Below are 26,676 nucleotides of genomic sequence, written 5' to 3'. Positions count from 1 at the left end.
CATGAAAGTAGCCTCCTTCTCCTGTCATCCCAGCGCCCAGAGGTGTCATCCTTTTTTTTGGATTCCAGACTGGAATGACAGCAGTCCTACGTCATGCCACCGCGAACCGTCATACCGCGATTCATTCGCGGTATCTCTAGATCCCGCTAACAAGTAGCGGGATGACGAGGTCAGGGTGTCATGAAAGTAGCTGACACTGGTTTCCATCCAAGACAGCAGTAGCCCCTTCGGTGTCATTCCAGTGCCCAGACACTGGGATCCAGGAAAGTTTGCTTGTGGGCAAGCAAACTAGCACAGAAAGTGGTTACAACATTTTCGATGAGATTGCAGAAAGGCTGGATTCCAGTGCCAAGCACTGGAATGACAGCAGTCCTACGTCATACCGCGATTCATTCGCGGTATCTCTAGATCCCGCTAACAAGCAGCGGGATGACGAGCTTATCGTCACGCCGCCACGAACCGTCATACCGCCGCGGCGCTAACAAGAGATCCCGCTAACAAGCAGCGGGATGACGGTTGTCGTTTAGCTACAAACATTAAGAAATTTACCAAATGAAAAAAAAGGCAAAAGAAGCCCCGTAGTGCGAGTTTTGACTCTCTATTACTGTAAGTGGCGCTGTAATAATGTGCTAACGCTTAAAATAAGCGCGATTTGGCTGAATGTAGAAAAATTTTAAAAGACATGCAGCCGCTATAATTTTATGTAATCCGCCAAAAAATACCCTGAGTTTTTACTGAATTTTGTCATTGAGCCTGCAGGTCAAAAACAAGTTTTGAGTCATAAATACCCTTAACACTATAATAAGGGGGCTGGCGGAGTTTGTCAAGCAAGTTTTTTCGTTTCTATTGTAATGACAGTTATGGCCTGTGCAAGAAATCTATTGATTTACAGCAGGTTCTTTGTTACAGTTCGTAGTTATGCAAAGAAACTTAAAGCCTCATGAGTTTATTTACAGCCAGTGGTTTACATAATTTGGAGCTGTATAGCTGAGTATTGTATATGATAATATTAATAACAAACGATGATGGTTTTGGAAGTGAAGGAATAAAATTACTCAAAGAGATTGCACGGAATTTTGCGTCAGAAATATGGATAGTGGCACCAGATACTGATAGAAGCGGGGCTGCAAGATCTCTTGATTATCCAGTGAAACAATCTATTGGAATAAACCAACATAGTGAAAGGGAATTTAGTGTGTCTGGTACTCCTGCAGATTGTGTCATTATTGCGCTAAATAAAGTTATGAATAAAAAACCAGACTTAATATTGTCCGGAGTAAATATTGGATCAAATGTTGGGGACGATATTTGTTATTCAGGAACAATTGGTGCTGTAATGGAAGGTGCTGCAAGGTCTATACCTTCTATTGCACTGAGCCAAGTTTATCATGATAAAATAGACTGGCACAATACAAAGGTTTTTGCACCAAAGGTTATTGCCAAGCTAGTTAAGGTTGGTTGGCCTAAAAACATAGTGATGAGTGTAAATTTTCCTGCTACGGAAAAAGTAAAAGGAGTAGAATTTGCTGAACAAGGTGAATATAACATTGATGGGGATTTAATTTTTACTGAAAATTCGAATGGCTCTTTTAGCTTAAATTGGTCTCGAGAGCACTCAGGCAGTGGTAGTATAAATAAAATAAAAGAAGGATTTATTACTATCACACCAGTAAAATTAGATTTTACAGATTATGATACATTGAATGCTATGAAAAATTCTTGTGCAGACGAATTTTCTTCTATAGCTGACTGAGAAAAACATTTGCATTGCTCCTAATTAGATGTTTTCTATTGTGTTATCGCGAGCAATTATTTTTTCTTCACCTGTATCCATATTTTTTACTTTAACAGTATTGTTGTTTAACTCATCATTCCCAAAGATCAATACAATTTTAGCATTTGCTTGACTTGCTTTCTTCATGCGATTTTTAACTGTTCCACTGTGTTCGTAACTTACATATAAACTATTTCTGCGCAATTCATTTGCAAGTGTTAAAGCATGTTTTTCAGCCTCTCTACCGATTGGAATTAGGTAAATAGGTCGCTCTTCTTTCGGAGAATAATTGATTAACTCCATTATGCGCTCAATACCCCCTGCAAATCCTATTGCTGGAGTGTGTTTTCCACCTACTGAAGATACTAAATTATCGTATCTTCCACCGGCAAAAACTGCCCCTTGTGCACCTAAATCCTCTGTAACAAACTCAAACACTGTGTGGCAATAATAATCCAAACCTCGAACTAGTTTATTGTTTACGGTATAAGGTATATCAAGAATTGTTAATCCATTTAGTATTTGTTCAAAGAAATCTGAGGACTCTTTCGTATAATAATTGCTGATTTTAGGCGCATCAGAGATTATTAATCTATCTTTCTCATCCTTAGAATCTAGTATTCTGAGTGGATTTTTGATCAACCTATTTTTGCTATCTTCTGATAGATCATTTTGATACTTTGTAAAGTATAAGATCAAAGCTTCTCTATACTTAGTTATTGTCTCACCATCACCTAAAGAGTTGATTTCCAGCTTTACATTTTTATTGATGCCAAATTCAGTTAGTAAGTGCTGAGCGAGTGATATCAATTCAACATCGGCTTTTGGATCTTCTATGCCAAAAACCTCAAAATTTATCTGATGAAATTGCCTTTGTCTTCCCTTTTGCGGTCTTTCATAGCGAAATGCAGGCCCTGTTGAAAATAATTTTATCGGCGTTTGCAGTTTTTTTTCAATTAATAGCCTGACAATCGCTGCAGTGAACTCAGGACGTAAAGTTATGCTCTTTCCCCCTTTATCATTGAAGCTATACATCTCTTTAGTGATGATATCTGAGCTATCACCTAAAGTTTTTGTAAAAACCTCCGTGTACTCAAATATTGGAGTTTGGGCGGGCAAAAAGCCGTATAGACTTGAGATTCTATTTGCTGTTTGCTGAATGTATTTAAACTTATACCACTCATCAAATAGAAGGTCTTTCGTTCCTCTAACTGTTTGATTAGTCATAGTGTGGTCTCTATACCTGCAACCTCTGGTATGTGGTAGCTCAGCATATTCTGCACTCCTTGCTTTAAAGTAATTGCAGCACTTGGGCATCCAGAGCAAGCTCCTTGTAATTCAACATAAACTATTCCATCTTTATAGCCACGAAATTTGATATCGCCACCATCTTGAGCAACTGCAGGTTTGATATAACTTTCCATCAATTCTTTTATTCTATTTACAATTTCTATATCACTTTCATCAAAAAATTCCTCATTTGGTATGTTATTATCATTCACTCCTTCTTTATTTAGCGCTTTTCCACCTGAAGTAAAGTGATCCATGATTGTAGTTAAAATTTCTACTTTTAATGTATCCCAATTAATTTCACCCAATTTTGTTACTGAAATAAAATCATGACCAAAAAACACTCTTACCACATGTTCTATTTGAAAAAGATTTGCTGCTAGTTTAGAATTTTTTATCTCATTTGCATTTGAAAAATCAGCCGTTTCTCCTTCGTTTAGAATTGCAAATCCAGGGAGAAATTTCAGTGTGTTTGGATTAGGTGTTTCTTCAATCTGAATGAACATGTTATTTACCATGACGATTATAATTGTTACTATTTAATCATAAAATGATAAAAAAATATACATGTCATTCATCTTTTTCCTTTTTTTGATATTCATAGTAGTTACATTTGTCTTGCCTAGCGTTGTTATATTTTTTCTTTTCCTGACAAAAAAAAATAATATGAGTTTCATGATGAACTCTATATTGAGTAAGTTTTTGAACGAATTTAGTAGCAGTAGAAGTTATACTGAAAATTACACTGGTGATAACATGTCCAAGGATGAAGCATTAAAGATACTGGGGCTGAATCCTGAGGCAAGTCAAAATGAAATCAATAAAGCATATCAAAATTTAATGAAATTAGTTCACCCAGATAAGGGAGGCTCGGAATATTTTGCGCAAAAGCTAAATGCGGCACGTGATAAATTGTTAAAAAAGTGATCTTAAAAAAAGTTTTCGTTTAACGAATTTCTTCCTTTGCTTTTTCTAAATACTCCAATATTGCTTCATGTAGTGCAGTCCATGTTATCTGTTCTTCCAGGGAAGGTATAAATTCTTGTCTCCAAGCATTCTTAAACTCCTGAAACCACTGTTTTTCAAAACCCTGAAATTCTAAAGAAATATCTACTTTAAAGCTATCAATTAAACTGGAAACTTCTGCAGCTTTAGAGCTATCTAGTGATTTTAAAGATAACACTCCACTCTTTAAAATCTCTAACTCTTCCAATACATTAAGCTTAAATGGTTTATAGAGTGAAGACCATATGCGATATCTTAAATAAGAATCATAGTATAACTTAATTTTGTACATTAAAGTGGTAGATGCATCAGGAGAAATGTTATTCTCATATTGTGCAAGAGAAGATAATAAATTCTCATAATCTACTTTGCTTAAACATGGTTGTAGAGTCGATTTAATTTTTTCACTAAAGGTTAGATAACTAGAAGAAATGCCATGACTATATTCACTAAAGAATTCAGGAAATATATCTGCTTGTTCTAGTTTAAGAGGTAGATCTTTTCTAATTTCTCTTGGTAAATTATGTATTGAAAACTGATAAATAACCCATACAAAATTCTCATCAAACTCATCTGAGTAATCAGCATTATTATCAGGAAAAATTACATTACCTTTCTTATCATTCCAAGGTTCTATCTTATAGAAAAATCTGTTCAGCCTTTGTTTTAATTTCAAAATACCTTCATTTCTATCACCTGCTTTATACAATGTTTTGCCCATTTTGTGTTTAGCATCTTTAGGGTTTATTCTGTCACTTATGTGCAATCCAATTTCATTTTTCTCTAATAACTCCCAATCAAACAATTTGTGTGGATCTGGTTTACGCATTGTATAGCCAAGCTCTGGATCATACACTATAGTTCCTATTTCAGAATGACTAAATATCATATCCCTTTTAATTTTAAAACGCTCCATAAGGTATAAAATCAGCTCTTTAACAGATCTCATTTGCTCTTCCGGAAAAGGCTCAAGTCCTGTGTTTACAATTTCAATACCTACAGAATAGTTGTTAAGCTTCCGTAACTCTTCAAGCTTACTATCTACCTTAACTCTTGCATAACTAATACCAGCATGCCATGCTTCTTTCTCTAATGGAACCATTAAGGTGATGCTGCCATCCCTATCGACAATAAAATGAACTGACAATCCTCTAGCATTCAGCGTATCTTTTGTACCTTTTAGTGTTGATGTTTCAGTATGGTGAACTATAACCATTAACACTTTTTTACCTGCCCTATCACCATAATTTAAAGCTGAAGCTGGATCTAAAAATAACAAATCCTGATCTTTCAATAATGGTAATTTTTCTTGTAAATCTTGAAAATCATTCTCGATATTGCTTGAACTGGATACTTGCCCAGATATGAGAAATGCTGAGACAGTAATCAGTAAAACTAATAAATATTTGTTGACTTTAGATAGTTGGATTTTCATACCATCTTCATAAACACTTTGTAGATAATTTTTCATTATATAGTTAGAATAGGGTTGTTGAATAAATTTACAAGACAAAATCATACTAGTCTGGTAGTAGTAACATGTTCAGAGATGGAGCATTTAAAGTGCTAGGAATAGATTCTGGAGCGAACCAAAATGAAATCAATAAAGCAATCAAAATTTAATGAAATTAGTTCACCCAGATAAAGGAGGCTCGGAATATTTTGCACAAAAATTAAACGCAGCACGTGACAGGTTGCTGAAGAGGTAATTAATATTGCTTTAAAGTTTTTATTTGTGCGTAAAGGATAAGTTGCTACAATAAAAAAATAAGATAAAAGTAGCAATGGACATGTGTTCAGAAAGGTTTAAGTTATGCAGGAAGATAACAAAAAAGAAACAATAAAAGAAGAAAAAGGCATATTAGGATGGATAGAATATAGATTGCCTATATTTTCTTTTCTAAGACACACTGCTTCTTACCAAGTGCCAAAAAACTTAAATTATGCTTGGAACTTTGGCTCTTTGGCTGGTATAGCGCTGATTTTACAAATAATAACAGGTATATTTCTTGCTATGCACTACACTCCGCATGTTGATTATGCGTTTAATAGTGTAGAGCGCATAATGCGGGATGTGAATTACGGGTGGTTAATACGCTACACTCACGCTGTTGGAGCATCGCTCTTCTTTATGGTAGTCTATGTTCATATAATGCGTGGATTATATTACGGATCTTATAAAAGACCGAGAGAGATGGTGTGGTTTATTGGAATATTTATATTTTTTGCAATGATGGCAACTGCCTTTATGGGATATGTATTGCCTTGGGGACAAATGAGTTTCTGGGGTGCAACAGTTATAACCAACTTATTTTCTGCTATACCTTTAATTGGCAATAAAATAGTTATATGGTTATGGGGTGGTTTTTCAGTGGATAACCCAACACTTAACCGTTTTTTCGCTCTGCATTATCTTCTGCCTTTTGTTATTATTGCTTTAGCTATGCTTCATGTGATAGCTCTGCATAGGTTTGGCTCTGGTAACCCAAGTGGAGTGGAGGTAAAATCAGATAAGGATACCATCCCTCTCTATCCTTATTATATAGTCAAGGATTGCATAACTTTTGGTCTGTTTTTTGTAGTTTTGTTCGCATTTGTTTTCTATGCTCCCAATTATCTTGGGCATCCAGACAATTATATAGAAGCTGATTCTATGGTCACTCCGGTACATATAGTGCCAGAGTGGTATTTTTTACCTTTTTATGCAATGCTACGTTCAATTCCAGATAAACTTACTGGTGTGCTTACCATGTTTGCGTCTATTTTAGTGTGGTTTTTGTTACCTTGGCTTGATAAATCAAAAGTTAAAAGTGGTGCTTATCGCCCGGTGTTTAAGAAATTTTTTTGGGTTTTTGCAATAAATTTTGTACTTCTTGCCTGGCTTGGAGGACAAGAGGTAAAAGAGCCTTACATCACTATGAGTAGGCTATCTACTCTTTATTACTTTGCATACTTTGTGATAGTTTTACCACTGCTTAGTAAGTATGAAAAGCCAAAAGAACCACCAAAAACCTTAAGTGATTCTGTGCCGGAGATGAGGTGATGTCAATTCAAAGCAGATCTCTTACAAAATTCTCTGTCATCCCAGAGCTCTCTTCTGTCATCCCAGAGCCCTCTTTTGTCATCCCAGTACTTGACACTGGGATCCAGAAAAAAAATAAATGGATTCCAGCATCATGTACACAATTGTATGAACGTTGTATACAACACACAGTGTCATTCCACTATCTTCCGTTGTCATCCCAGTGCTTGACACTGGGATCCAGGTATAAAAATACTTACAAATCATGCAATGGACAACAGATTCTAGGAGTGCATGATAACCATAATGTCAGTGATGAAATAAGCTGGATTCCAGTGTCAGCTACTTGCATGACATCAATTCGAAATTTACTAAAACAGTGGTTATGCATGGGATCTAATGTATTTGCAATCTTCTGCATGTTATTTCTATCTAGTCTTATATCTGCAGAAGAATTTAAATCATCACCAAATAAGAAAATAGACTGGAAATTTGATGGAATTGTCGGATCTTTCGATAGAGAGTCAATTCAGCGTGGCTATAAAGTGTATAAAGAAGTCTGTGCTGCTTGTCATTCAATGAATAGGGTAGCATTTCGTAATTTGCAAGATGTCGGTTTTTCTGAAGAAGATGTAAAACAAATAGCAGCTTCTTATCAAGTTAAAGATGGTCCGAATGATTTGGGTGAAATGTTTGACAGACCTGGAGTACCTTCGGATTATTTTATTGCGCCTTTTGATACAAAAGAAGCAGCTGCAGCAAGCAACAATGGTGCAGTCCCACCAGACTTATCATTAATTATTAAAGCAAGGCATGATGGTGCAAATTATGTCTATTCATTGTTAACAGGCTATCAAAACGGCGAACACGATGAAAATGATTTATATTTTAATTCGTATTTTCCAACAGGCAGATTAGCTATGGCGCCACCACTTTCTGAAGGAATGGTGGAATATGATGGTGCAAGGCAAGCCACAGTTGAAAATATGGCGTATGATGTGATAAATTTTTTACAATGGGCAGCAGAGCCAGAATTAGAGCGCCGGCATAAACTTGGATTAAAAGTAGTGGCGTATTTTATAATTTTAACAGTGTTTTTTGTATTAACTAACAACAAAGTTTGGAGCAAGCTCTATAAAAAGAAGTGATAGTCAATTTTGCCTCAAGCACAATGGTTGTCATCCAAGTAGCTAACACTGGTTCCTTTATGACGGTGTCATCCGAGTAGCTGACACTGGGATGGCTTTGTCGCATCGTACCTTATACGGTAATAATTTACGATAAATTCATGTAGCCATTTCGAATTTAGCCATACCAATGTCAGTAAATTTATTAAGCAAATAGCACTTAATGAGCAGTTCTTTTTCACGATTTATAGCTCTTTTCATAGAAGTCCGGATGTGATAAGGATAGATAATGATAAGGAGGTTGAATGCCAGCAGCATATAGTTATGATTTAAGAAAAAAAGCAATGGAGGCGCTAGACGAAGGAGAAAGCAGAGAAGCAGTGGCAGCAAGATTTAAGATTGGACGAACTACTTTATGGGAGTGGCAGCACTGTAGGCTTGACCATAAATTATGTTAAGATAGAAAATGACTATTTTAGATAGAGCTTGATGTAATGCAGTGCGATACAAAATAACGGTAGAATATAATGGTAGTAGTTTCTCTGGTTGGCAAAAACAGCAACACTCTGCTAACTCAATCCAGGAGAAGATAGAAAATGCTATATTTAATTTTAGTGGTGAGAAAATTGCCTTGTACTGTGGTGGAAGGACCGATGCTGGGGTTCATGCTTTAGGACAAGTTGCTCATTTTGATATGGAAAAGGAATGTGAGCTTTATAGAATAAGAAACGCAATAAATTATCATTTAAAATCAATTCCTATAGTTGTGCTTAATGCAGAAGTTGTAGATGATGCGTTTCACGCACGGTTTTCAGCAAAAAAAAGATATTACGAATACAGAATAGTTAATCGCTATGCTCCTGCCGCTCTGGAGACGGGTTATGTATGGCAAGTGTTTAACCCACTTGATGTAAATATTATGCGTGAAGCTGCTAAACATCTACTTGGAAAACATGACCTTTCAAGTTTTCGTTCAAAAGATTGTCACGCCGCAAATCCGATAAGAACAATTGATGATATCGATATAGTACAAAACGGGAATCATATACACATCAAAATATCTGCTATTTCCTTTTTACATAACCAAGTGAGGATTATTGCGGGTACTTTAGTTGAATTTGGAAAAAATAGAACCAATCCGCAAGAAATGCTACATATATTAAGCCAATGCAAAAGAAGTGCTGCTGGGGTTACCGCGCCGCCTTTTGGCTTGTATTTGGTAAAGATAGATTACTAATTTAATAAAAAGTAACGTTCTTAGTGAAATAAGTGTCATACCGCCGCAGTATCTCCAGATCTCGCTAACAAGCAGCGAGATGACGAGTTTAAGTTCTCATTGGCATCACTACATATAATACATTTGAATCATCTTCATCAGTGATAATTGTAGCACTATTACCATCGGCTAAGCTAAACTTACATTTATTTTTTATGCAAGATAGAACATCAAGCAAATAACGCGAGTTGAACCCTATTTCTATAGGGGCTTCATTGTAGTCCACTTCTATGGATTCAGTTGCATCACTGCACTCTTGGGAGTTTGAATGCAGAGTTAGCAGCTTTTCTTGTAGTGAGAATTTAATGGATTTTACTTTATCAGATACAACAACGGAAACTCGATCTATAACATCTGAAAGTTTTTTACTTTCAATAATCATATGCTTATCTTGAGATGCTGGAATAACTGCTTTATAATTTGGAAAAGTTCCATCTATTAATTTTGATATTAGAATATATTCACCGCATGTAAACTTGATTTTTCTGTCTGAGAGTTTTACTTTAATTTCATTACAATCGTCCAATATTTTTAACAACTCCATAACAGTTTTACGTGGAATGATCACACCGAATTCGCCATTGATATTTCCAGGCTTTGGCCTCTTTATACACGATAAACGATGGCCATCAGTTGCAACACAGTACAGAAACTGCTCATCTGTATGTAGATATATTCCATTTAAATTATACCTTGTATCATCTAGTGATACAGCAAATTTTGTTTTGGTTAATAAGTCTATCAGGTCCGTATTGAGTAGAGTAAAATCATATTTATAATTGTCTTCTTCAAGAGCAGGAAAACTGCTTGAAACTACATTCGGTAAAGAAAAGTTTGCATTTCCGCAAGACATCAATAATTTTCCTTGGTTGTTTACTTCAAAATTGACATCCAAATCAGCGGGTAACTTCTTCACTATGTCATGTAAAGTATGCGCTGAAATTTTTACTTCTCCTTCTGTTAATACGGTTGCAGCAAGTGAGGCAAACATTGAAATGTCAAGATCAGTTGCCATTAATTTTATGCTGCCATGTTGTGCTTTGATATTTATACATGCCAAAACATCTATTGCATTACGCCTTTCGACCACTCCACTTACTCTGGATAATGTATTTAAAAGACTTGTGCGGCTCACGCTAAAACGCATCTGCTCGCACACAGAATTTTGCTTTTTGATTTCTGTGTCTACACCTGCAACCTCTGACATTACTAACTCTCAAAAATATATTTTAAATGATATCCGCATTCCATATAAAGTAAAGTGCTATTCATTGAAAGAGTAGTCTATTTTATACTATAGCTGGGTATTCTGTTACAATAATTTACTTTGTATGGCATGAATCATGCATTTTTTGATACGCTTTTTGAAACCCAAGTAGGGAATAAGTATCATCAATGGTCACTGTTTTTGTTTTCCCATTCACTACCATTGATAATCCCTGCTTCATTTTTAGAATGAGATCTTGATCTATTTTTGTATGCTCTGCCCACGCAAAACTTCCCTGTATTATAGGCAGTGTATATTTAATTTTTTTGTCGATATTGAGAGCTACAGGCTCCTTATCATACTGAAAACCAGAGGTAACGCTTACCTCATCTGCTTTTTTATCAACATAACTAACCATTACATATGGCTTTCGGTTGGTTGTATAATGTTCGCTTTTTTTTTTAGGATAGGATACAATATAACATACCTTCTCTCCATCTTCCAATGCAGTATACACGAGCCAATCTTTATATTTTTCCTTCAATTGCACATCACTAACTGATGCAAAAGCGCCTATTGAAAAAAATATTAGAAATATAAAAAAACTACGCATGCAAACCAAATTTCAAACTTTCTGATTGTATATATTGTTTTACCTTAGCCATCGCCTGCTCAGCCAACTGCCTTATTCTTTCTCTTGAAACACAATATTTTTTACTAAGTTCATCCAGAGTTTGAGTGTTTTCAGACAAATATCTACTGATAAAAATGTCTCTCGCCCTTTCGTTGAGACTTGCTAGTGCATTGTTTAAAATTGTTTCTTTTAATTCTTTCTCTTCATGATTTTGGTAAGTTACTTCTTGACTGACCAAGTTACATGGGATCATATCTTGTAGCTCCCTTTTAGAGTCATCACCTATTTTTATGCAATCGTTTAGCGACTGATCCTTACAAGCCAAACGGTAATTCATCTGTATAATGTCTCCTTCGGATACAGAAAGCTCATTAGATATTGCTTTTATTTCTTCATTATTTAAAGTTTCTCTGTTTGTATACTGTAAAATTCTTTTTTTTATTTTACGTAAACTAAAAAATAATCTTCTTTGTGCTTGCGTTGTGCCTATTTTCACAAATGACCAAGATTTCAATATAAAGTCTTTTATTGAAGCTTCAATCCACCACACTGCATAAGTTGAAAAACGAAACCCTAAATCAGGATTAAACTTTTTTACTGCATGCATTAAACCCATATTCCCTTCCATGACCAGGTCCATCAACAATAGTCCATAATTTTTGAATTTCATTGCAATTTTCACTACCAAATTCAAATGGCTGGTAATCAATTTATGAGCAGAAGAAATATCCTTGTATTGGTTCCAATTTTTTGCTAGTTGTACTTCTTCCTCTTGAGACAGCATGGGAAATTTTCGCACCCTAGCAATATATTGCATGAGATTGGTTCTGCTATCGACACATAAGCTTGCCATTGGGGTCAACATAACAACTTAAATTAAAACTTCATGCATATAATATATTGATTTTCCAGCAAAAATTCAAGCTTTGATTTGAAAAAAGTACAAATTTTCCATCTAATTTCTTGGAGACAGTAGGCCGCAGTGTTAGCTAATTGGATAACATTATGTAACTTTAGATGATATTCTACCAGTACAATGGTAAACGTTATAGCTTAAACACATAGCAAATAGTGTTATTCCAGTGCCTTGACACTGGAATCCACATTTCTTTTTTCTAGATCCCAGTGTCATGCTACTTGGATGACAAGAAAAAACCCACTGGGATAACAAGACTGAGATAGACTAGAAATTAAACGCTACTCCAGCTTCTGCACCAACAGTGCTGTAAAGAACTTTGAGTTCCCCCTTGTCTTTGCTTGCTGCAGCAGTATCTTTATCAAAATGAGCACCAAAAGAACCGAAATAACGAGCTCCAGCGTAGAGTTTGATTTCTGGAGTTATGTCATAGCTGACACCAGCTCTTGCTTGACCAGCAAAAGCAAATTTACCATTTTGACTACTCACAGCGGTTGCCAAAGGTGTGCTAATATACGCTGCACCAACACCAACACCAACATATGGAGTGATAGGCATATCTTCAATTGCTATATCGTAATAAACGTTAACTAATCCTGAAAATGCTGTTAAACTGTCTGCAATTGCTGGAGTAGGAGCTACATCAAGTGTATCCTTGCTTAGCTGCGAATAAAGCCCTTCAACATCAACTCTGATGTCGTCCATTTTGTAACCAAATGCACCACCACCAGCCATAAAAGAAGCTTTATAAAGGTCAGTAGTTGTATCAGTATCCGCAGTCTTCTTTTTAGCACCTGTAGCACCATCAACTTTTGTGAAAAGAGGTAAAATTTCACCGTTGTATTGCAAACGAACGTAGTAGCTAGTTTCTTCATCACTTATTGGACCAACAGGATCTGAAAAAGCAGAGTTTGATAAACTTAGCAACGTTGCTAAAGCGGCTGCTGAAAAAAACTTTTTATAATGCATAATTGTCCTCGTAAAAAAAATTAAAATTCCACTTTAGCAGTCTAAGTAACAACTAAAGTTAAGTCAAGTGCTAACTTAATAACACAAAATATTCTACATTTTAACTAATTTTTAGGAGAAGACAAAGATTTTATTAATGAATAAATACGACTTTTGATTTTTTGGTATAGCTAACACAGGTAAGATTTACTATCGAAAGGCCTCGTCATCTCGCTGCTTGTTAGCGGATGAGAAATCCACAACTGTACGAACATTGCAATTTGGGCCTACCAGGAGGGCAATGCCTCTTATCCAAGTACCCTCTTCTTGTCATCCAAGTAGCATGACACTGGGATGGCTTTGTTGCATCACACTTTATGAGATGGTGATTTATGGTAAATTCATGTAACTATCTCAAATTTAGCCATACCAATATCAGTGAATTTATTAAGCAAATAGCATTTGATTAGCAGTTCTTTTTCTCGATTTATCTCAGATTTATTCCTCAAACTAAATCCGAATATTTGCTTTAATCTTGAGAAAAACCCTTCAATATAAGATCTTTTCCCATAATTTACTTCTTTTTTCCATTCTTTCATGCCATCTTCACCGTATAATTTTATTAACCTAATAGCAGCATTCCTGTCAGACATATAATCTATTTCTGGATGTTCTGCCGCATTGTTTATTGGTGGAATTTTTGTCTTTATATCATATTCGTTACACAACTTATAAAACTTGTGCCTATCACATGCTCTATCTGCATATAGTGCTTTTATGGCATGCTGAAAATCAACTTCTTTTAGCAAATCACAAGCTCCATAGTGATCAGAGTAGACACCGTTACTGTATTTTACAGCTATGGCTTTTTTGTTGTTTATATTCAACATTACGTGCAATTTTCTCGTTTGCTCATAGCCACGATATTTTCTGTCAGTGCTATTTTCCTTGCTGTGACCAGGAGTGTTGTTGTATATACTAATTCCTGTACTGTCTATAGCAATTTCGATATCTTCCATATTATTTTCTGCAATCATTTATCTTAATATTAAGTTTCTTAAACCTTCTTGATGCTTGTGAATAGCTGATAACTGCCAAATCTCTTCCTATTTGTTGCAAATACCCTTTTATAAACCCGACTGTTTGTCTTAAACCAATTCTAAAGAAACTGACGATTATATGCACCAAAATCACAACTTTATCACTATAAATATAGTTGCCGCCCTGCATTTTTGGACAATTCTCGTACCAATTTTCTATGGCGTCATTGATATAACAAAAAATGCTTCCTCTTTCTTGGAGAAATTTGTTATATTCATGGCAGTTACTGACTCTCATTTTTTGTGGCATATTTTTTCTTCAACAGTTAAATGGCTATTTATAATGAATTTTGTCAGTAACTGCCAGTTCTTTTCACTTGAGCGATGCAACAAAGCCCACTGGGATCAGGAATTTTATTAAGTTGGTAAGCATAAAAGTAGCCGTTTTATGTTAAAACACAACGTTCTTGATGAGATTACGGCAAGGCTGGATTCCAGACTGGAATGACATCGTTTACTATGTGCCATATTGCAATGTTCGTACAGTTGTGGAATGAATTGCGGTATGACATAGGGCTGTGCTAGCTATAGGCGCATTATATAAAGAAGTCTAGTATTAGAAAAAAATACTTACACTAAAAGAAACTTCAGTAGTAAATTCAAAAAGGAAGTTTAAATCCAGGTGGTAAACCCATCATACCTGCGAGATCAGAAGTTGCATTTGCCATATCTTCTTCTGCTTTTTTAACGGCATCATTAAACGCTGCTGTTACTAAATCCTCTACTATATCTTTTTCCTCATTTCTCATAAGTTCTAAGTCTATGTTCACCTTTTTAGCTTTATAGCTACCTATTTTTATGACTTCCACTAATACAGAAACTTTGCCACCACCAGAAATACCTTGAAACTCTTTTCCAATATATTTTTCTTGAGCTTCTGCAAGCTTTTTTTGCATCTCTTGCGCTTGTTTCATTATTTGACTAAAATCCACAACTTACTCCTTATTTTCTATATTAACTACTTTTGCACCTTTAAACATGTCAAGTATATCCTTGACTGCAGGTGCATAATTTAAATTACTCACTTCCCTGTTTATATAACCCGTATCAACTGTAATAACCCACTCCTGCTGAGTTGCCTGGTTTAAGTAATTTTTTAAATCATTGCAAAAATTACTGTCCAACTTAGATACAGCTTTTAATTTTAAATACCCAGGTTTACAATCTATTAATTGTAGATTATTACACAGTTGTTTGTAAAGATAAATTTGGTTACTCCGCCTTAATAGTTGCAAAATCTTATCAAAATCGTAATTTTGTTGTTTATTTTCCACATGGATCCCAGTGTCACGCACTGGGATGACAGAGTGGGGTTGTTGTTTACTTTCCACATATTTTTTTGGATCTGAGTAGTCAGCTACTTGGATGACAGAGGGGGAAGGTGCAACAGGTCTGCCCTGTCTATTTCCTTGCTCTACATTTTGTGAAAGAACTTTTTTGATCACCTGTTCTGGAGAAGGTAGATCAGAGAGATAGCAAAGACTAATTAGCATCATTTCAGCAGCAACATCGTTGCATGTTGAAGTTTTTATATCTTGAATACCTTTAAGCAACACCTTCCACAATCTTGAAAAAAATATTAAAGATCTCTTTATACTTAAATCTTTTATCCTATTCTTTTCATACTCTGTAACTGCACTATCAATCTCTTTCGTAATTAAAAAACGGCATACTAACTGAATTGTTTGCAATAGACCTTCAAAAATACTAAGTGGGTTTGCTGTTTTTATCGCCTTGTCAAACACTGATAGAGCTTTCTGTAAATCACCTTCTAATATTGCCCCTAATAGATCAAATATAATATCTTTATCCACTAGGCCAAGTATGTCTGTCACATTTTTAGTGGATATTGCACCATCTTTGCTATATAGCACTGCTTGATTCATCAAAAACAAGGCGTTACGCATTGAATTTCCAGAGTGTCGTGCAATTAATTCTAATGCTCCCTTTTCAATAGAATAACTCTCTTTTTGTGCAACATCATTTAAACGTTCCACTATTTTAGCTACAGGAATGTTGTGTAAATCAAATCTTTGACAACGTGCAATAATAGTTATCGGTATCTTTTTTATTTCCGTAGTTGCTAAAATGAATTTTACACTAGATGGTGGCTCTTCTAGGGTTTTAAGTAATGCGTTAAATGCACTGCTGGATAACATATGTACTTCATCTATAATGTAGACTTTGAATTTAGAGCTTATAGGTGAATAGCAAATATCTCCCAGGATTACTTTAATATCGTCAATGCTAGTGTGACTTGCTGCATCGATTTCAATCACATCTGGATGGCTTGAATTTTTTATTGCTAGACAATTTTCACATGATCCGCAAGGTTCAAAAATTGGCCCCAGGGAACAATTCAAACATAAAGCTATTATCCTTGCAGTGGTGGTTTTACCAACTCCACTACTACCAGAGAGCAGTATAGATTGTGGGATTTTGTTTAAAATAAAAGCATTTTCTAATACACGCACTAATATATCTTGACCTACTAGATCTTTAAAGCTACTAGGACGATGTTTTAATGCTATATTCACAGCTTCGGATAAAACAAATAATGAAGTAGGTATGCAACCCAAAAAGGTTCTGATATGGCTGCTTCATTTCTGATCTGACCAAATTACAGAGTTTTTGCCTGCATACCTTATAAAATATTATACTTTTTTTTTTATTTAGCAAGGTATATCCTATATTAGTCTTATAATTTATATGTTAGACCTCTTGCAACATTACTTTGGAGTAAACAACTGTTACCTAAAATACTCTTCTCTTGTCATCCCAACTTGGATCCAGAGAAAAAAGATGTGGATTTCAGTGTCACACACTGGAATAACAACCTATAGGTACTGGGATAACAAAAGAGGAATATTATGATTTTATATCATTTTCCTCTTTGTCCATTTTCACGAAAAGTTAGAGCCCTTCTCAAAGAAAAAAAGTTGGGCTGTGATCTAGTGTATGAAAATCCGTGGGAAAAACGGAATGAATTTATGGAGATCAATCCAACCGGGCAAGTACCAGTATTAATAGATAATAACTTTGTAATAGCGGATAGTAATGCCATTTGTGAATATATAGAAGAAACTTACAATAGCGACGTCAAATTATTTGGTTCATCCACTATTATTAAGTCTAAAATACGCGCTCTAATCAATTGGTTCGATAACAAATTTTACAATGAAGTTACTAAGTATATTATGAATGAAAAAGTAATTACTAACCGCAGCCCTGATTCTAGGTTTATCTATGCAGCTCAGCATAATCTGCTTTGCCATATAGAATATGTTGAACACTTAATTAACAAGAACATTTGGCTTGCAACCGATAAGTTCACTTTGGCTGATATTACTTTAGCATCGCATATTTCTGTAATAGACTATGTAAGTAGTTTTCCATGGGAAAAAAGTAAAATTTTAAAAGAATGGTACTCCATTGTTAAATCAAAGCCTTGTTTTCGTGAGATATTATTAGAGAGGATTTCTGGTTTAATCCCTCCTAAACATTATGCTGACCTTGATTTTTAACTTATGTTAGCTTTAAAGCTACAGTCATTCCTTCATCAGTTGGAATCAATATAGAGAAATATTTTTTTTCATCTGATAATCTATTATTAAACTCCCTCATAGCATGCCATGATTTTTCTGATACTTCTTTTGGAGGCGATTCTAAAAATACTGTGTTAAACAATAGAGTGTTATCTGCAACGATTAGCCCATCTTGTTTAATGTATGACTCTGCCCAATCTAAATATTTAGGATAACCACCTTTATCAGCATCGATAAATATCATGTCAAATGGTGCTTTTGCTGATAATTCATTAAGTTTTTCCAATGCATTGCCTTCTATTAGAGTAATTTTATCACTCAGATTAAAAGCACTAAAATTTTTTTTTGCTATTCTTGAGTATTGAGGGTTATTTTCTATTGTATATATGTGACCATCTTCCAGTAGAGCTTTTGCCATGCAAATCGACGAATAACCGTATAACGTGCCAATCTCAACAATACTTTTGATTTTATGGATTTTTATAAATAAACTTAATAGCTTTCCTTCTTCATGGCCGATCTGAATATGTTGCTTTTTTTCAAGAATACAATATTCTTCTATTGTTTTAAATTCTTTTGCAAATAGATTTCTTATGTATGACAATTTTATACTAAAATTATTACGCATAGATTATAAATTAGGGAAGCTTAATTCATACACAATTTATAAATATAATAATATAGTTTGAAATAATAAAAACATTTATTTTAAGTTATTATTTCATAGTATAAAATTTTAAGTGACAAGAATTATTATATATTGTACTATAGTTAACTAGTATAATAAGCAGTCGATTATTGTGCTGGAATTAAAGAGATTGTTTATGCGCATTTCTCTTTATTAAAATATAATTTTTATAATCAATTAGAGGGGGTTATATGTCTTATACTATTGCTAGCGAAGTTGAAACGTTAAACAAAAAATCTAACAAGAATGAAGGGGTTATGTTACTAAATAATCCAGCTTATCGTGAAAAGTATAAAGAACGTTTTGATGAAGCTCAGAGAAAAGTTATGGATATGGTTCAGTTTTATGATGGAACAATAGTATTAATAGAGAATAAAATTGCTATGTATTACTACGCTTGGCACAGTAAAAAAAGAGAATTTGAGCGTAAAAAACAACAAACAGTCGTAAAAAACAATGACTCAGCATAGAGTCTTTTATATGGTAAGCTACAGTGGTATTACTTCACTATAGCTTTTCCATATAATTTATCTATTACATCAGTGAGGTATTTCAGCTCTTTATACCCTTCATGTTTAACTTTATTATGCTCTATATATGACTTACCATCGTTAAGCTTGATGAAAAATATTGGGGTAGCTGTGATACCAAGTTTATTAATTGCCAGTGATTTATCATTTATGATTTTATCCATAATTTTCTTATCATTAATGCATTGGTTAAATGCATCTTGCTTTAAGTTGCTTAGTGCAGCAATTCTTTGTAGTAAAGTCAAATCACTTAAATTGTAGTAATTCCACGAATCTATTGAGTTAAAAACAGCTTTGTTAAAATTAAAGTAGTCTTCTTGTTTTTCGTAGCAATGACTTAGCATTGCAGCCTTTAGCCCTCTGTAATCCAAAGGAAAATGACGAAATATATATAACATCTTACCTGTGTCTATATATTTCTCTTTTATTTTAGGAAAAACATTCTTATGAAAAAGAGAGCAGTGATAGCAAGTTAATGAAGCATATTCTATCATTAGAATTGGTGCTTTTGGATCTCCTAATAATTTATCATCGGGTAATAGTGATAGTAACTCCTTTGATGTTATTTCATTAGTTTCTTTTTGAATATGTTGGTTAACAACTGCATAAGAATTAACACTTATAAAAATTGATAAAAGCAATAGTCTAAAAATCATTACGATATAAATACTTAACTTACTAAAAAAATTATATATTTATATAAATAGTGTCAAGGTAACTTTTGTTTAGCAAGGCTTTCAGCCCTGTCTTTAAATGCAGCAATTATTTTACTTTGTGTATATTTATATACTGAGTTTAATAGGGTTGAAAATGAGTTGGACTTAAACTTAAACTCTATATAAAACTTTACCATAGTTTTATTTTCATCTATGGGAATGAATTGCCATTTATTGCATAGATGTTTAAATATTCCATTTGATGATACAGCTTTTATCCAACCTTCGTTTGTTCTACTTGGAGAAAGAAAGGTTACCTCTGATGTATATCTTCCTTTAATTCCATGAAAAGCTGCTAGAAGGTCCACAACCATTTGATTGTCAATTTTTTCTTTTATATAAACGGCTTTGCACCAAGGAACAAAATCAGGATACCTTTCAACATCAATTACAATTTGGAATACTTCATTAGGCGAACATAGGAAGGTACCTTGTTCTCTGTATTGATGAAGCATAAATTTAGTACCAATCAAAAAAGGATCCGTATCTACCGTCAGCCTTAGTAGATTCCTGAGACCTGAAGTTAAGGTGGGCATCGCATATTAGTTTCAACGAAACCAGCAGAGGCAATTCCCTTCTCTAGAAATTATCGCTCGGGAAATTTAACTTAACTCATAACGCATAGCACAGACCCCTACTTGAATTATAGATGATTTACACAGGGCATGTCTATAGGTATATTAAAGTCAGTAATTGTTATTTAATCTTTATTAAACTTTGCATTTTAAGTATATCTTATGAATATTACTAAAGTTTTAATCATTATTGTTTTTATTGTAATTTCTTCAAGTGCTTACACTAATTGTACAGATCACAAAATTTTTGTGCATACTATGAAACAACAAGTAGACAGCATATCTACAAAAGGAAATAGAAAAAACCTAGAGCATGTACACGAAAAGCTTCAGGAGGTCATTCAGAATAATGTTAACCTCAAAGAAATATCTCGATTTGTCATGGGAAAATATTGGGTTTTGACTACCCGGAAGGAAAGGGAAGATTTCTTAAGAGAGTATGAAGTGTATCTTACACGTTTGTGCGTTAAAATTTTATCTAAATACATGAGTAATAGTGAAATGATCATAATGAGTACAAAAGCAGTTGACGATGAAACTTGCTTAATTGGCACAAGGTTCTCTTACGGTGATGAAGAATTTACAAATATTGATTTTAAAGTTACTAAAAATCACAGTTCTTTCTTGATAAGTGATGTTGTAATGAGTGGAATAAGTATTGCTATTAATCAACGTTCTCAATTTAGTGAGAAGATTGACACGCATGGCATAGCAAGTGTGATAGGTGAATTAAAATGTAACAATAATCTATGATATATATGCCTCATTGGCCTAAGCCACTTGGTAGCAGGCCGAATGATTTTTCTCTTGATCGCATAAAAAGCTTTCTTAGTAAACTAGATAATCCCGAGAAAAAAGTGCCTCCCGTAATTCATATAGCTGGAACTAATGGGAAAGGCTCAACACTAGCATTTATAAGATATATAATGCAAGCAGCAGGGTATAAGGTACACGCATACACTTCTCCACATTTGGTGAATTTTAATGAAAGAATAGTTATTGCAGGCAGTTATATCGACGATAATGAATTATATAGCTTGTTAGAAGAATGCCGTGCCGTAATTGCAGAACAACCTATCACTCTGTTTGAAGCTGCAACTATTGCAGCTTTTTTAGCTTTTTCTCGTCACAAAGCCGATATAACTTTAATTGAAGTGGGTATGGGTGGAAGACTTGATACAACAAATGTTATAGATAGTCCGATTTTAACAATAATTACTTCCATTGCACTTGATCATACGGAATATCTTGGCCCTACTATAGAAATTATAGCAGGTGAAAAGGCTGGAATAATGAAACCTAATGTTCCTTGCGTGATAGCACCACAAGAAAAATCTATAATGAACACGCTAGAATACCACGCAATAAATAAGAAATCTCCCTTATATAGAGGAGGTTTTGAATGGAATTGCAAAAAAAAGAACAACAAAATGGTTTTCCAATCAGCTATTCAATCAATAGAATTTCCTTTGCCGTCTTTAAAGGGTGATCACCAAATAATCAATGCAGGCAATGCTATTGCAGCATGTAGCATTTTGAGTGGAAAATATGGATTTGATATTGGAGAAGAGGATATCACTTCAGGTTTACAGTGCACTTATTGGCCTGCACGACTGGAGCGTATAAAAGAGGGCAATTTAATTTCTTTACTACCAAAAGATTGGCAATTATTTTTAGATGGTGCGCACAATAATGATGGTGCTAGAGTACTATTTCAGTGGGTAAAAGATAATTTTGCTGAAGGTATCTATATAATTTTTGGTGTTACTCGTAACAGAAATGTGGAAGAGTTCTTAGAGCACTTAAAGCCATATATCAAGCTACTATGTGCGGTTTGTGTTAAGTCTGAGCCCAAAGCAACAAATACAAACTTGATTAGGGAAAAAGCCAATAACATAGGAATAAAAGCAATTGAGTGTGAGTCAATTGGCGATGCAATATCAAATCACATATTAAAAGCCTCTATCCAAAACGTCAAAACCATACTAATCTGTGGCTCATTGTTCCTAGCTAGAGACTTCGCTATGGAGAATAGCTAACTTTGATGATATTAACTGACCGATGGGGAAATAACTTTGATTGCTCATAGTACTGCTTGGCTTTTCGTTATCGACTTCTATAAACTGATCATCACCTTTAAATTGCTCCTCAATTGAATTTATAGCTGTCTTTTTGAGAATATAATTACTTGCAGCATTTAAAATAGGTGAAGTAACAATTAAAAGCGTGAATGGTAATGAAAGTAATAAGCCGGATAACATCATAGAGTTAGTTATACCAAAGCCGTTGGCAACTAAATCTAATCCCACACCGAAAAACATTAAAGATGTACAGATTGTGTTGCTCAAAATAACTGAATTTTTTAGCCACTTTAATTTAGTCCTATCACTCTTTGAAAAATTTTCGCATTCTTGGTCAAAGTTAAACAATAATAAAATATTAGTCTGATGATTAAACTCTTTCCCATTTCTAGTATAAATGCTCTTAACAGCTAGACTCAAAATAGATCCTGCTAACAAGGGAGCAAGAAAACCTACTGCTATTGGTACATTAGAAGAAATACCATTAATTATTAAAAATGCAATTGATGTGAAGGATACTAAAAGAACTCCTAAGAAATTTGAATAAGAAGAATATTTTACATAAGCAGTTACATTATTGTTAATTGACTGCTGCTTATTATAGAGTTTATTTCTGCACTTATCATCTAAGTATTTTTGCAATTCTTCATAACTGCGACTCCACAACTTACCGCGTAATTCTTTTATTAAATTATTTCTTTTATTGAGACCTTTCTCCAATGGCTCTATTATAAATTCTTCAAAAAATGGCTTATTTAATGCAATAACCTTAAATTTCTCCTCCGCTTCTTTATTGTTTGGGTTTTTATCTGAGTGATATTTTAACGATAATTTACGGTATTGTTGACTAAGCTTTTTCTTAATATTCTTAATGTCAGAATTTACCACATCCTCCTTTTGAATATTAAATGTTAAAAACAACTGCTTTAAAGCGTGGTACTCATTTTCATTCAAAACATTTCTAGCCACATTACACCTACAAATTAACTAACTATTAATGTTCTATAATATACATATTTCCAAACTATGTCAATTATTTCATAAATATCTTTGGTAAAAATTATTTCTGTTATGACTAGCATGATAAGTGTATGAAGCGACTAAAATTGTCATTACAGCGCTTAGTGTACGACAGTGCTCCAACATTTAGGGTTGCAGTTTTCATGGCAGATCTGAGTAGCTGACCCATCTAAGAGGTGTCATTCAAGTAGCTGACACTGGAATGGCTTTGTTGCATCGCACCTTATACGGTAGTAATTTACAATAAATTCATGTAGCCATTTCGAATTTAGTCATTTCAGTGTTGGCTACTTGGATGACACCACCTGCTATGCTGCAAATTGCAACGTTCGTACACTAAAGTATAGTGTGTTACTAACGAAGGCAAACAAATATCTGCTTTATGAAAACGTTAATATTTTTCATTGAAATAATACATAAATACTAGAAAAACCTTGGCAGGTTATTCGCGTTTGATTATCATAGAGAATTATATAAATTAATAAATGATCTATGGCAAGTAACCCAGAAGAAAGAAATAGTGATAAACAAAAAGCGCTAGATAACGCAATAAGCCAGATTGAAAAAGCATTCGGTAAAGGTGCAATAATGAAGTTGAAGCAAAACCCTGTAGAAAAAATAGACACAATATCCACAGGATCAATTGCGCTTGATTCGGCTCTAGGTGTTGGAGGTCTGCCAAAAGGGCGTATAATTGAAATATTTGGCCCCGAGAGTTCTGGTAAAACCACTCTTGCCTTGCACGTGATTGCTGAAGCACAAAAAAAAGGAGGATCATGCGCATTTATCGATGCAGAACATGCATTGGATGTCTTATATGCTCGTAAACTTGGGGTAAGCACTGATGATTTAGTGATTTCACAACCAGACACTGGAGAGCAGGCGTTGCATATTGTTGAGTATTTAGTGTGTTCTGGTGCGGTTGATGTGATAGTTATTGACTCTGTCGCAGCATTAACTCCAAGAGCTGAAATTGAAGGTGATATGGGTGATCAACATATGGGGCTGCAAGCAAGGCTTCTAAGTCATGGGCTACGGAAACTAACCTCTGCCGTTTCAAAAGCGAACTGTATATTGATATTTATTAATCAAATTCGTATGAAAATAGGAGTAGTGTATGGAAATCCTGAAACTACCACGGGTGGAAATGCATTAAAATTCTATACTTCTGTAAGGCTTGATATAAGAAAAGTTGGTGTAATAAAAGACAAAGAAAATATTACAGGTAATGAAACAAGAGTTAAAGTTGTAAAAAATAAAGTTGCTCCTCCATTTAGAGAAGCGAAATTTGATATAATGTACAATGAAGGTATATCAAAACTCGGAGAAATAATAGATATGGGAGCAAAGCTTGGTGTGCTTGAAAAAGCAGGCGCTTACTATTCATATAACAACACACGTCTTGGGCAAGGAAGAGAGAATGTAAAAACTTACCTAAAAACAAACAAAGAAGTCGCAAATGAAATAGAAACGAAAATCAGAGATTTACTCAGAAATCATGATAATTCTATCATAATAGACGAGGATAGTGAGCAACTTTTAGAAGAATCAGTTTTCTGATCTAAACTTAGGCATTAGATTTTGTGTTGGACGGGTTGTTACAGTATGACGGTAATTCTATGTGCTAATATAACAATCTGTAATGTTACCTTGTATCAAAAAGACTTTGCTGAAGCAGTTAAAAAAAGCTTTTCATGAGAAATTATAAATGATAAATTGTTAACAATAGGTTATTGTTAATAAGATTATGTGTTTTGGTTTACCTAATATAAACAGGGAAGGTTATTCATTTATAGTAGTTTCCTTTATAGTAACGTGTATAGCATTCTCTATATCTTGGGGGTTTGGCGTTACGTGCTTGTTTCCAACATTATTGTGTACTTATTTCTTTCGTGATCCAGCAAGAGCTGTGCCAAACAATAAGAATCTTATATTAAGTCCTGCTGATGGTGTGATTTCAAAAATTGAAGAAGTTAATTATCCTTTATCAGCAGAAAACGGAGAGGAGAAGAAGTTTACGCTTGTTAGCATATTTTTAAGTGTTTTGAACGTCCATGTGAACCGTATACCAATATCTGGTACGATAAAGGAAATGAGTTATAAAAAAGGCAAGTTTGTATCCGCAATGAGCAATAGGTCTAGTAATGAAAATGAAAAGCAGGTTATTGTAATTGAATACGAAAAGGGGAAAGAAATTATTGTGGAGCAAATAGCTGGATTAATTGCACGTCGTATCGTTTGTAATTTAGGAATATCCCAGAACGTAAAAGCAGGTGAAAGGTTTGGAATTATAAGGTTTGGCAGTAGAGTGAATATCTATGTTCCTGCTGATACAGAAGTCAGAGTTTCAGAAGGGCAAACTGTTATTGGTGGTGAAACAATTATAGCAAACTTAAATAAGGAAAACGTTCAAGAGAAGCTTACTTTTGACGTTATATGAATAACGATGGAAGTAACAGTAGATTCTTACCTATTACTAAATTATTCCCAAACTTTATAACTTTATTGGGTTTATGTTCTGGTCTCACTTCACTTAAATTTACATTTAATGAACAATGGGAATTCTCAGTAATTTTTATCATCATTGCAGCAATAATAGATGGAATGGATGGCAGAATAGCTAGAATTCTAAAATCAACTAGCGATTTTGGAGCCCAGCTTGATTCTTTTGCAGATTTTCTAAATTTTGGTGCAGCGCCTGCATTTCTTTTGTATTTTTGGAAGCTAAACGAAATCAAAGTCATAGGTTGGATTTTAGTAATGATATACGTAATCTGCATATCAATAAGACTTGCAAGATTTAATGTTTCGCTACACTCAGAACAACCATACTGGGAAAAATTTTTCTTTTCTGGTGTTCCAGCTCCAGTGTGTGCTTTACTTTCTTTGTTACCAATAATTATTACCTTTCAATCTCATGAGAGTGAATACTTACTTCTCATAGAGCGATTTTTTAACACAAGAAACGTAGCTTGTTACTTTCTGGCCATTTCATTTTTTTCGATAAGTCACATTCCAACTTTCTCTGCAAAATATATTTATATTCCCAAAAGCCTATCCTATATATTTGTGTCATTTTTTGGAGTACTTATTGTATTTTTCATCAGTAAGCCCTGGATGACTCTACCAATTTTAGGTATAGTGTATACACTTACTATTCCAATAAGCATCGGGTTTTACATATATTTTACATATAAAACTCGTTAGCTAACAAAAAATAGA

General features: G+C 34.2%; 27 protein-coding genes, 2 other RNA genes and 1 pseudogene. 13 read left to right on the top strand and 17 right to left on the bottom strand.

Going from position 1 to position 26,676, the window contains the following annotated elements:
• Positions 1-1,000: 1,000 nt before the first annotated feature.
• Entirely contained in the window at positions 1,001-1,753 is a 753-nt protein-coding gene (surE, locus tag ABWU32_RS00230; protein ID WP_015589369.1) for a 5'/3'-nucleotidase SurE, read from the top strand.
• A 24-nt stretch (positions 1,754-1,777) separates the two neighbouring features.
• Here the strand turns inward: surE and hisS are convergent, their stop codons facing one another.
• Positions 1,778-3,001: a histidine--tRNA ligase gene (gene hisS / locus ABWU32_RS00225; protein ID WP_015589368.1), complete on the bottom strand. Its 1,224-nt coding sequence runs from the start codon at positions 2,999-3,001 to the stop codon at positions 1,778-1,780.
• Positions 2,998-3,570, bottom strand: a complete 573-nt coding sequence (locus ABWU32_RS00220) for a NifU family protein (RefSeq protein WP_015589367.1) — start codon at positions 3,568-3,570, stop codon at positions 2,998-3,000. Before ABWU32_RS00220 ends, hisS begins: the two co-directional genes overlap by 4 nt.
• Before the next feature lie 172 nt (positions 3,571-3,742).
• Here ABWU32_RS00220 and ABWU32_RS00215 point away from each other — a divergent pair, with 172 nt between their 5' ends.
• The gene (locus tag ABWU32_RS00215; protein ID WP_022626406.1) at positions 3,743-3,991 is read left to right on the top strand and encodes a J domain-containing protein; all 249 of its coding nucleotides are present in this window, start codon (positions 3,743-3,745) and stop codon (positions 3,989-3,991) included.
• Positions 3,992-4,010: 19 nt separating this feature from the next.
• Here the strand turns inward: ABWU32_RS00215 and ABWU32_RS00210 are convergent, their stop codons facing one another.
• Positions 4,011-5,504, bottom strand: coding sequence for an N-acetylmuramoyl-L-alanine amidase (locus tag ABWU32_RS00210; RefSeq protein WP_070357063.1), 1,494 nt, complete (start codon positions 5,502-5,504; stop codon positions 4,011-4,013).
• Positions 5,505-5,882: 378 nt separating this feature from the next.
• Here ABWU32_RS00210 and ABWU32_RS00205 point away from each other — a divergent pair, with 378 nt between their 5' ends.
• The 4 genes and pseudogenes from ABWU32_RS00205 to truA all read left to right on the top strand — a co-directional run bounded on the left by ABWU32_RS00205 (position 5,883) and on the right by truA (position 9,455).
• Positions 5,883-7,112 (top strand): cytochrome b, encoded by a 1,230-nt coding sequence (locus tag ABWU32_RS00205; RefSeq protein WP_006280242.1) that lies wholly within the window; start codon positions 5,883-5,885, stop codon positions 7,110-7,112.
• Positions 7,113-7,480: 368 nt separating this feature from the next.
• Positions 7,481-8,239, top strand: a complete 759-nt coding sequence (locus ABWU32_RS00200) for a cytochrome c1 (RefSeq protein WP_010963022.1) — start codon at positions 7,481-7,483, stop codon at positions 8,237-8,239.
• A gap of 284 nt (positions 8,240-8,523) precedes the next feature.
• Positions 8,524-8,646, top strand: a pseudogene (locus ABWU32_RS00195) (IS630 transposase-related protein); the annotation flags it as partial.
• A 71-nt stretch (positions 8,647-8,717) separates the two neighbouring features.
• Complete coding sequence (gene truA, locus ABWU32_RS00190) at positions 8,718-9,455, top strand: tRNA pseudouridine(38-40) synthase TruA (RefSeq protein ID WP_015589365.1); 738 nt, start codon at positions 8,718-8,720, stop codon at positions 9,453-9,455.
• A gap of 88 nt (positions 9,456-9,543) precedes the next feature.
• Here truA and dnaN read toward each other — a convergent pair whose 3' ends face one another.
• The 9 genes from dnaN to ffs form a co-directional block, all read right to left on the bottom strand.
• The gene (gene dnaN, locus ABWU32_RS00185) at positions 9,544-10,701 is read right to left on the bottom strand and encodes a DNA polymerase III subunit beta (protein WP_041573541.1); all 1,158 of its coding nucleotides are present in this window, start codon (positions 10,699-10,701) and stop codon (positions 9,544-9,546) included.
• Positions 10,702-10,816: 115 nt separating this feature from the next.
• The gene (locus ABWU32_RS00180) at positions 10,817-11,314 is read right to left on the bottom strand and encodes an invasion associated locus B family protein (protein ID WP_015589363.1); all 498 of its coding nucleotides are present in this window, start codon (positions 11,312-11,314) and stop codon (positions 10,817-10,819) included.
• Entirely contained in the window at positions 11,307-12,200 is an 894-nt protein-coding gene (locus ABWU32_RS00175; protein WP_015589362.1) for an RNA polymerase factor sigma-32, read from the bottom strand. Before ABWU32_RS00175 ends, ABWU32_RS00180 begins: the two co-directional genes overlap by 8 nt.
• A 318-nt stretch (positions 12,201-12,518) precedes the next feature.
• A complete protein-coding gene (locus ABWU32_RS00170; protein WP_141457284.1) occupies positions 12,519-13,220 on the bottom strand; it encodes a P44/Msp2 family outer membrane protein in 702 nt (233 codons plus the stop codon).
• Positions 13,221-13,600: 380 nt separating this feature from the next.
• Positions 13,601-14,236, bottom strand: coding sequence for a transposase (locus tag ABWU32_RS00165; RefSeq protein ID WP_265027790.1), 636 nt, complete (start codon positions 14,234-14,236; stop codon positions 13,601-13,603).
• Positions 14,220-14,549: a transposase gene (locus ABWU32_RS00160; protein WP_141456678.1), complete on the bottom strand. Its 330-nt coding sequence runs from the start codon at positions 14,547-14,549 to the stop codon at positions 14,220-14,222. Before ABWU32_RS00160 ends, ABWU32_RS00165 begins: the two co-directional genes overlap by 17 nt.
• Before the next feature lie 349 nt (positions 14,550-14,898).
• Positions 14,899-15,213 (bottom strand): YbaB/EbfC family nucleoid-associated protein, encoded by a 315-nt coding sequence (locus ABWU32_RS00155; RefSeq protein ID WP_041573540.1) that lies wholly within the window; start codon positions 15,211-15,213, stop codon positions 14,899-14,901.
• A gap of 21 nt (positions 15,214-15,234) precedes the next feature.
• Entirely contained in the window at positions 15,235-16,836 is a 1,602-nt protein-coding gene (gene dnaX / locus ABWU32_RS00150) for a DNA polymerase III subunit gamma/tau (RefSeq protein ID WP_141457288.1), read from the bottom strand.
• Between the two features lie 21 nt (positions 16,837-16,857).
• An RNA gene (gene ffs, locus ABWU32_RS00145) (signal recognition particle sRNA small type) lies at positions 16,858-16,947 on the bottom strand.
• Between the two features lie 222 nt (positions 16,948-17,169).
• Here ffs and ABWU32_RS00140 point away from each other — a divergent pair.
• Positions 17,170-17,823, top strand: a complete 654-nt coding sequence (locus ABWU32_RS00140; protein WP_141457290.1) for a glutathione S-transferase family protein — start codon at positions 17,170-17,172, stop codon at positions 17,821-17,823.
• Position 17,824: 1 nt separating this feature from the next.
• Here the strand turns inward: ABWU32_RS00140 and ABWU32_RS00135 are convergent, their stop codons facing one another.
• Positions 17,825-18,472 carry an O-methyltransferase gene (locus ABWU32_RS00135; protein WP_015589357.1) on the bottom strand — a complete coding sequence of 216 codons (648 nt, stop codon included), beginning with the start codon at positions 18,470-18,472 and terminating at the stop codon, positions 17,825-17,827.
• Between the two features lie 251 nt (positions 18,473-18,723).
• Here ABWU32_RS00135 and ABWU32_RS00130 point away from each other — a divergent pair, with 251 nt between their 5' ends.
• Positions 18,724-19,002, top strand: a complete 279-nt coding sequence (locus tag ABWU32_RS00130) for a DUF2671 domain-containing protein (RefSeq protein WP_007551133.1) — start codon at positions 18,724-18,726, stop codon at positions 19,000-19,002.
• A 29-nt stretch (positions 19,003-19,031) separates the two neighbouring features.
• Here the strand turns inward: ABWU32_RS00130 and ABWU32_RS00125 are convergent, their stop codons facing one another.
• From ABWU32_RS00125 to ssrS, 3 genes are all read right to left on the bottom strand, one after another.
• Positions 19,032-19,718, bottom strand: coding sequence for a DsbA family protein (locus tag ABWU32_RS00125; protein ID WP_015589356.1), 687 nt, complete (start codon positions 19,716-19,718; stop codon positions 19,032-19,034).
• 53 nt (positions 19,719-19,771) lie between these two features.
• Positions 19,772-20,251, bottom strand: coding sequence for a type II toxin-antitoxin system RatA family toxin (locus tag ABWU32_RS00120; RefSeq protein ID WP_244262410.1), 480 nt, complete (start codon positions 20,249-20,251; stop codon positions 19,772-19,774).
• A 1-nt stretch (position 20,252) separates the two neighbouring features.
• Positions 20,253-20,414: non-coding RNA, 6S RNA (gene ssrS / locus ABWU32_RS00115), on the bottom strand.
• 101 nt (positions 20,415-20,515) lie between these two features.
• On the opposite strand from ssrS, the gene ABWU32_RS00110 reads away from it, so the two are divergent.
• Positions 20,516-21,106, top strand: coding sequence for a phospholipid-binding protein MlaC (locus ABWU32_RS00110; RefSeq protein ID WP_015589354.1), 591 nt, complete (start codon positions 20,516-20,518; stop codon positions 21,104-21,106).
• Positions 21,103-22,392 (top strand): bifunctional folylpolyglutamate synthase/dihydrofolate synthase, encoded by a 1,290-nt coding sequence (locus ABWU32_RS00105; protein ID WP_264953985.1) that lies wholly within the window; start codon positions 21,103-21,105, stop codon positions 22,390-22,392. Before ABWU32_RS00110 ends, ABWU32_RS00105 begins: the two co-directional genes overlap by 4 nt.
• On the opposite strand, the gene ABWU32_RS00100 is transcribed toward ABWU32_RS00105, so the two are convergent.
• Positions 22,360-23,322 (bottom strand): J domain-containing protein, encoded by a 963-nt coding sequence (locus tag ABWU32_RS00100; protein ID WP_265028068.1) that lies wholly within the window; start codon positions 23,320-23,322, stop codon positions 22,360-22,362. The genes ABWU32_RS00105 and ABWU32_RS00100 overlap by 33 nt on opposite strands.
• A 624-nt stretch (positions 23,323-23,946) precedes the next feature.
• On the opposite strand from ABWU32_RS00100, the gene recA reads away from it, so the two are divergent.
• From recA to ABWU32_RS00085, 3 genes are all read left to right on the top strand, one after another.
• Positions 23,947-25,014 (top strand): recombinase RecA, encoded by a 1,068-nt coding sequence (recA, locus tag ABWU32_RS00095; RefSeq protein ID WP_010963008.1) that lies wholly within the window; start codon positions 23,947-23,949, stop codon positions 25,012-25,014.
• Between the two features lie 187 nt (positions 25,015-25,201).
• The gene (locus ABWU32_RS00090; protein WP_007548750.1) at positions 25,202-25,894 is read left to right on the top strand and encodes a phosphatidylserine decarboxylase; all 693 of its coding nucleotides are present in this window, start codon (positions 25,202-25,204) and stop codon (positions 25,892-25,894) included.
• The gene (locus ABWU32_RS00085) at positions 25,891-26,661 is read left to right on the top strand and encodes a CDP-alcohol phosphatidyltransferase family protein (protein ID WP_015589351.1); all 771 of its coding nucleotides are present in this window, start codon (positions 25,891-25,893) and stop codon (positions 26,659-26,661) included. Before ABWU32_RS00090 ends, ABWU32_RS00085 begins: the two co-directional genes overlap by 4 nt.
• Positions 26,662-26,676: the final 15 nt, after the last annotated feature.

Source organism: Wolbachia endosymbiont (group A) of Udea olivalis (assembly GCF_964028365.1).
GTDB classification, from domain to species: Bacteria; Pseudomonadota; Alphaproteobacteria; order Rickettsiales; family Anaplasmataceae; genus Wolbachia; species Wolbachia pipientis.
This window is presented reverse-complemented; position numbering and strand designations above follow the sequence as displayed.

What these genes read in the sequence shown, in the direction of transcription:
- surE (WP_015589369.1), top strand. Translation starts at nt 1,001, where the DNA reads ATGATAATATTAATAACAAACGATGATGGTTTTGGAAGTGAAGGAATA.
- hisS (WP_015589368.1), bottom strand. Translation starts at nt 3,001, where the DNA reads ATGACTAATCAAACAGTTAGAGGAACGAAAGACCTTCTATTTGATGAG.
- ABWU32_RS00220 (WP_015589367.1), bottom strand. Translation starts at nt 3,570, where the DNA reads ATGTTCATTCAGATTGAAGAAACACCTAATCCAAACACACTGAAATTT.
- ABWU32_RS00215 (WP_022626406.1), top strand. Translation starts at nt 3,743, where the DNA reads ATGAACTCTATATTGAGTAAGTTTTTGAACGAATTTAGTAGCAGTAGA.
- ABWU32_RS00210 (WP_070357063.1), bottom strand. Translation starts at nt 5,504, where the DNA reads ATGAAAATCCAACTATCTAAAGTCAACAAATATTTATTAGTTTTACTG.
- ABWU32_RS00205 (WP_006280242.1), top strand. Translation starts at nt 5,883, where the DNA reads ATGCAGGAAGATAACAAAAAAGAAACAATAAAAGAAGAAAAAGGCATA.
- ABWU32_RS00200 (WP_010963022.1), top strand. Translation starts at nt 7,481, where the DNA reads ATGGGATCTAATGTATTTGCAATCTTCTGCATGTTATTTCTATCTAGT.
- dnaN (WP_041573541.1), bottom strand. Translation starts at nt 10,701, where the DNA reads ATGTCAGAGGTTGCAGGTGTAGACACAGAAATCAAAAAGCAAAATTCT.
- ABWU32_RS00180 (WP_015589363.1), bottom strand. Translation starts at nt 11,314, where the DNA reads ATGCGTAGTTTTTTTATATTTCTAATATTTTTTTCAATAGGCGCTTTT.
- ABWU32_RS00175 (WP_015589362.1), bottom strand. Translation starts at nt 12,200, where the DNA reads ATGTTGACCCCAATGGCAAGCTTATGTGTCGATAGCAGAACCAATCTC.
- ABWU32_RS00170 (WP_141457284.1), bottom strand. Translation starts at nt 13,220, where the DNA reads ATGCATTATAAAAAGTTTTTTTCAGCAGCCGCTTTAGCAACGTTGCTA.
- ABWU32_RS00165 (WP_265027790.1), bottom strand. Translation starts at nt 14,236, where the DNA reads ATGATTGCAGAAAATAATATGGAAGATATCGAAATTGCTATAGACAGT.
- ABWU32_RS00160 (WP_141456678.1), bottom strand. Translation starts at nt 14,549, where the DNA reads ATGCCACAAAAAATGAGAGTCAGTAACTGCCATGAATATAACAAATTT.
- ABWU32_RS00155 (WP_041573540.1), bottom strand. Translation starts at nt 15,213, where the DNA reads ATGAAACAAGCGCAAGAGATGCAAAAAAAGCTTGCAGAAGCTCAAGAA.
- ABWU32_RS00140 (WP_141457290.1), top strand. Translation starts at nt 17,170, where the DNA reads ATGATTTTATATCATTTTCCTCTTTGTCCATTTTCACGAAAAGTTAGA.
- ABWU32_RS00135 (WP_015589357.1), bottom strand. Translation starts at nt 18,472, where the DNA reads ATGCGTAATAATTTTAGTATAAAATTGTCATACATAAGAAATCTATTT.
- ABWU32_RS00130 (WP_007551133.1), top strand. Translation starts at nt 18,724, where the DNA reads ATGTCTTATACTATTGCTAGCGAAGTTGAAACGTTAAACAAAAAATCT.
- ABWU32_RS00125 (WP_015589356.1), bottom strand. Translation starts at nt 19,718, where the DNA reads ATGATTTTTAGACTATTGCTTTTATCAATTTTTATAAGTGTTAATTCT.
- ABWU32_RS00110 (WP_015589354.1), top strand. Translation starts at nt 20,516, where the DNA reads ATGAATATTACTAAAGTTTTAATCATTATTGTTTTTATTGTAATTTCT.
- ABWU32_RS00105 (WP_264953985.1), top strand. Translation starts at nt 21,103, where the DNA reads ATGATATATATGCCTCATTGGCCTAAGCCACTTGGTAGCAGGCCGAAT.
- recA (WP_010963008.1), top strand. Translation starts at nt 23,947, where the DNA reads ATGGCAAGTAACCCAGAAGAAAGAAATAGTGATAAACAAAAAGCGCTA.
- ABWU32_RS00090 (WP_007548750.1), top strand. Translation starts at nt 25,202, where the DNA reads ATGTGTTTTGGTTTACCTAATATAAACAGGGAAGGTTATTCATTTATA.
- ABWU32_RS00085 (WP_015589351.1), top strand. Translation starts at nt 25,891, where the DNA reads ATGAATAACGATGGAAGTAACAGTAGATTCTTACCTATTACTAAATTA.